This is a genomic window from Pseudoalteromonas shioyasakiensis (assembly GCF_022398475.1).
Lineage (GTDB): Bacteria > Pseudomonadota > Gammaproteobacteria > Enterobacterales > Alteromonadaceae > Pseudoalteromonas.
Genome location: NZ_JAKEVM010000204.1, coordinates 1 through 5,189, shown reverse-complemented (window position 1 = coordinate 5,189; position 5,189 = coordinate 1). Strand labels below are relative to the sequence as shown.

Annotated in this window: 3 protein-coding genes; 1 reads left to right on the top strand and 2 read right to left on the bottom strand. The window is 40.0% G+C overall.

Annotation, left to right across the window (positions count from 1 at the left end):
- A partial coding sequence (locus L1D51_RS20335; RefSeq protein WP_239964671.1) for a DUF6445 family protein occupies positions 1-784 on the top strand: 784 nt, incomplete at its 5' end.
- A 38-nt stretch (positions 785-822) separates the two neighbouring features.
- Here the strand turns inward: L1D51_RS20335 and L1D51_RS20330 are convergent.
- Positions 823-2,334: a tryptophan halogenase family protein gene (locus L1D51_RS20330; RefSeq protein ID WP_054563612.1), complete on the bottom strand. Its 1,512-nt coding sequence runs from the start codon at positions 2,332-2,334 to the stop codon at positions 823-825.
- 76 nt (positions 2,335-2,410) lie between these two features.
- Positions 2,411-4,951 (bottom strand): TonB-dependent receptor, encoded by a 2,541-nt coding sequence (locus L1D51_RS20325; RefSeq protein ID WP_054563663.1) that lies wholly within the window; start codon positions 4,949-4,951, stop codon positions 2,411-2,413.
- Positions 4,952-5,189: the final 238 nt, after the last annotated feature.

Here is a 5,189-nt window from a genome sequence, read left to right as displayed (position 1 = left end):
AGTAAATATTATCACGCATAAGCCACTATTTTTGTTAGTATATTCAACAATTATGGAGAGACTGAGGCAAACAATGGAAAGCTATCAATTAAATAAAGACTATAAAGTAAGCAGCGTTTTCATTGCTGAAATTAATGAGACTGTCATTATTGTTGATGACTTTTTACACAGCCTTGCGCCAGTTTATCAATTTGCTACACAGACGGCATATTTCCAGCCTTTAGGCAGCGATGGCACACTCTACCCAGGAAAACGAGATGAAATGCCTGCGCCTTACTACCGAGCTTGTGAGCAGCTACTTAACGAACTTTTAGAGCAAGAAATCATTACAAGCGGTGAAAATAATTTATATCTTCACCGCTGTAAGCTTTCATTAGTTACTCAAAATGCGAATGAATTAAATACCTTGCAGCGTATGCCACATATTGATTCAACGGATGATAAAACATTTGCAGCAGTGCATTATTTGTCTCCTAAAGAGTGGGGCGGCACAGGCATATACAAATACCTGCCTGAGAATATTATTAAAGTGACAGCTGATAACCAAAATAGCGTGCATAACATGATTGCTGATACTGAAAAATACAGCGCAACTCATCAAGGCTATTTAAATGAAACAACAGCGCTTTTTGAAAAAGTGGTGGATATTGAAGCCAAGGTAAATAGGCTCGTAATTTATAAGAGTAACCTATTGCACAGCGCAGCTCTTTTTAATCACAAAAAGTACAGCAATGATCTAAGCAACAGTCGTTTATCTATCTCTTCATTTTTTAGAATTAGCTAAGCTGACTAATACCTTTTTAGCCAGCTCAGTTAATAAAGTTAGTTTTTCTGTAAGCCAAATTTCTTTATTTTATTTAACAGCTCTTTGTGCTTAGGTAGCTCATTTAATAACTGCTTGACGCGCTGCTGTTTAAATTTAGCAACTTGTTGATTGTCGCTCTGCTTATATTGCTGCTTAGTGGGTACATAATGCATACCAAACAATACATATAAGTAGTTTTCTAAGTCGAATAAATCGAACTTACTGGCAAAGTCTTCGCGTACTGGTGTAAAGCGCTGCCAGCGTGCTAGGTTATTTTTTAGTTTTTCTGATAACTGGTCGGCTTTTTTGTTATCACGCCAAAAGGCTGAATCAGTTCTATCCGAAATACAGTAATGCATTTTTATAAAATCGAACGTTTGTTGCCATACATAATTCACCTGCTGATTGTAATCACCAGCAACTAAGTTAATGTCATCTCGGGTACGCGGAAAACGCTTTGCTAATAACCCCGCAGAAAAGTCTGCAATTAAGATGGCAGTTGCTTCAAGTGGCTCAACAAACCCTTGTGACAAGCCTATAGCGACACAGTTTTTGTGCCACATTTTTTCTCTATGCCCTACTTTCATCGGGATCTTTCTTGGCGTTAAGTGCTCAAATTTATTACCTAAATAATGATGCAATTTAGCGTGTGCTTGCTCATCGCTCATATACTTAGATGAATAAACAAACCCCACTCCTCTTCGCTCTGTGAGCGCAATATCCCAGATCCAACCAGCTTGGTGTGCCGTAGCAATAGTGTAAGGCGGTATTTCATCATCGCTTTGTGTCGGTACTTGCAATGTGATTGCAGTATCAGTTAATAAACTATCTGACTTATCAACAAAGCCCACCCCTAGTTTTTGCCCAATAAAGGCAGCCGAAAAACCGGAGCAATCAATAATAAAGTCAAATTCTAAGGCGTTACCTTCTGAGTCGATTAGGTGTGTAATAAAACCTTGCTCATCACAGCTGACATCTTTAATTTCTGCAAACAGGTGTTTTACAGCAAAATGTTGCGTGGCATGGCTTCCTAAGAAAGCAGCAAACTTTTTAGCATCAAAATGATAGGCATAGCCATTGATACCTGCATATTGAGGTGTCGCAATTGTTTTCGGTGCTAGGTTATTTTCACAACACGCATGTTGCTTAGAAACAAAGTCTGCGTAATCATTACCGTTACCCTCAGCAAGCCACTGCTGCGTTAACTCCTCACCGAATATATGTGGGTGATCAAATAAATGATGGTAAAAGTTAGCACCATGTTTGTGTTTATCTAGCCAATTTACAAACTTGATTGACTGCTTAAAAGTAACATCACATTCATTGATAAAGTCACTTTCACTGATACCAAATTTTTGCAAAGAGTTGCGCATCGAAGGAACAGTACCTTCACCGACACCTATGCTGGCAATATTAGGAGACTCGATTAACGTGATCTCAATGCCACTTTGCAAAAGCGCATGACCCAAATGGTTAGCGGCTAACCAACCTGCTGTTCCGCCACCAACAATTGCGATTTTTTTTATCATTTTTACTCGCCCACTTTTTACTCACAAAAAAGCCCAGTGCGAGCTGGGCTTTCTTAATTTCGTTATCTAAATCAAATTAGAAACGTAGTGATACACCTAGCTTGTAGCGTGCTTCACCTTCAAAGCTCCATGCTGGGTAGCCGTTACGAAGCTCAGGAACTACTTCCGCATCAGAAGGAGCAACACCGATTTGTACGCTGTCTTCTTCAGTTAAGTTAACAGCTTCAAACGTTACGTCAATGTTATCAGTTACGCTGTAGTTAGCACTGAAATCAAGTGTACCGTATGATTGATGCTCACGGTTACCGTAGAAACCAGGTAGCTCACGGATCATGTACTCTGAACGCCAGTTATAAGCTAAACGTGCTGAGTAAGTATCTGTTTCATAGTAACCCACTAAGTTCACAGTATGCTTAGACGAATCTGAGAATAATGGGATCATATCTGGGTAGTTTTCAGCTTCTGATGGTGCATCTACGAATGTATAGTTTGCTGAGTAACCAAAGCCACTGTCAAAGCCATCTTGAATTTGTAGCTCGATACCTTCGATTTGGCCACCACTTGCATTAAGCTTAGTAGATAGCGTCCAGTTATCACCTTGAGTATCTGGGTCTACAACACCGATTTGTTGATTCAAGATTTGGCTTGAAGTAACAAATGATGTGATGTCTTTGAAGAAGTAAGTTGCACTTACCATACCGTCACCATCAAAGTACCACTCGATACCTAAATCAGCTTGAGTTGCTTTGAATGGGTTAAGGCCTACGTTACCTTTAGTTAGTACTTCGTTATTTGCTGTACCATCAGCGTAACCTGCAAAAGATGATGCAGAGAACATATCTGTGTAGTTAGGACGTGCAATAACTTGTGCAGCAGAGGTACGTAAAATTACATCTTCAGCTAAATCGAATGCGATATTGATGCTAGGTAATACGTCGTTGTAGCTCGCTTTATCTGTGCTTAGTGAACTTTCGTACTCACCATTTGCAAAACCGTAGTAATCTGATTCTGCATCTGTAGAGATATAACGTAAACCGAAGTTACCGCGGATAGATTCTGCAGAGAACTCTGCCATTGCGTAAACTGCGAAGTTTTCTTCTTCGATTGTACCGTAACCTGAGCGGTATACAGCTGAATCATTATCGAAGCTTGCAATTGCAGCACGTGCATCAGATACCATTTTGTCAAAATCTGGCTCAGGTAAAGTGAAACCTGCACCTGATGACATTGTACCTGAGTAGTAAGTCTCACCATCACCACTTGGTAATGTATCAACTAAAGTAGTTGAGTAAGTCTCTTGTTTTACTTCATGGTCAGCCCAACGGAAACCTGTTTTGATTGCTGTGATAGCACCAAAATCAACAGGGAATGAAAGGTCTAACTGTGCGTAAGTTTCTTCATCTGTGTTAGGCTGCTTTTTAAGTGCCCAACCAGCTGGAGATAATGGACCCGCAAAATCTGATGCTTCAAAGTATTTGTTATTGATATCAATTTTGATTACATCACCAGTAGCATCATAAGTACCAGCGTAATCAGATGGAACACCGATGAAGTTACCGTAGTTTGCTGTTAGGTCTGTACCACCTTCTGATTCAGTTGTACCGAAACGACCTTTTAATGTGAAGTAGTCAGCTTCGTATTTAAGGCTGAAATCAGCAGTATCAGATGACATGCTTGCGATACGTGCCCAAGTTTGAGTCCAACCTGGATTTACACCTTCACCAGTACGACGGTAGAAAGTACATGTACCTGATGCATTTGTTTGCTCACAAGCTGCTTCTTTGTCGTCAGGGAACATTACAAAGTTTGAGGTATTTGCATTGTTTGCATCTAACTCAAGGCTCATGATGTTTAAACCTAGCTCTAGGTTTTCTGTAGGACGATACTGGAAAGTTGCATTTAATGCTGTACGTTCACGCTCTTGTTGGAACGTAGTAGGAACAATATCACCCCAACCGATCAGTGATTCGATACCGTTACGTTGGTAGTTTGTTTCAGCCCAAGATACTGAACCTAGTAGACCGAATGTTTCTTCGTCATTTTTCCAGCTAAATAAACCAGAAACTTGAGGGTCTGTTTCTTCAGAGATTGTGCCGTAGTCGGCTTTTGCACTTAAGAAAGTTGTACCAGCGTCAAGATCAAGTGGCTTACGAGTGTTAACAATAACAGTACCACCAACACCACCTTCTACAACGTCAGCTTGAGAAGATTTATAAACTTGGATTTCACCAACTAATTCAGGTGGTAAAAGCGTGTAGTTGAAGCTACGGTCGATTGATTGTTGGTCATACCAACCTGTTGATGCAACAGTTTGACCGTTTAAAAGTGTGCGTGTTAATTGGCTTGAAGCACCACGAATAGACACTTGCTGACCTTGACCGAATTGACGGTTAACAGCAACACCTGAAATACGACCAAGTGCTTCACCTACATCACCATCAGGAAACTTACCGATGTCTTCTGCAGAAACAGCATCGACAACGCTGTCAGCAAAGCGCTTAGTATTCATTGAAGCTTCAAGTGAACGGCGAATACCGCGAACTTCAATTACTTCAACATCTTCTTGAACTTTAGTTTCATCTGCTGCGTATGCAGCGCCAGTGAACCCAGCACTCATTACGAGGCCGATATTAACTGCTAATAAGCTTTTCTTAAAATTTTTAGCTAACACAGGATTCCCCTTGAATCATTTTGTTGGTTTTTTATATCACTTCTGCCCAGTGATGATGACAACGCTGTCATCTAGTAACAAACCATACACTCTAAATTACATTTGTGCTACATCTTTTTGGTTAATTTGTGCAAAAAATTTACAACGAAATAATCAAGTTATTGATATAACTAATATTTAATAT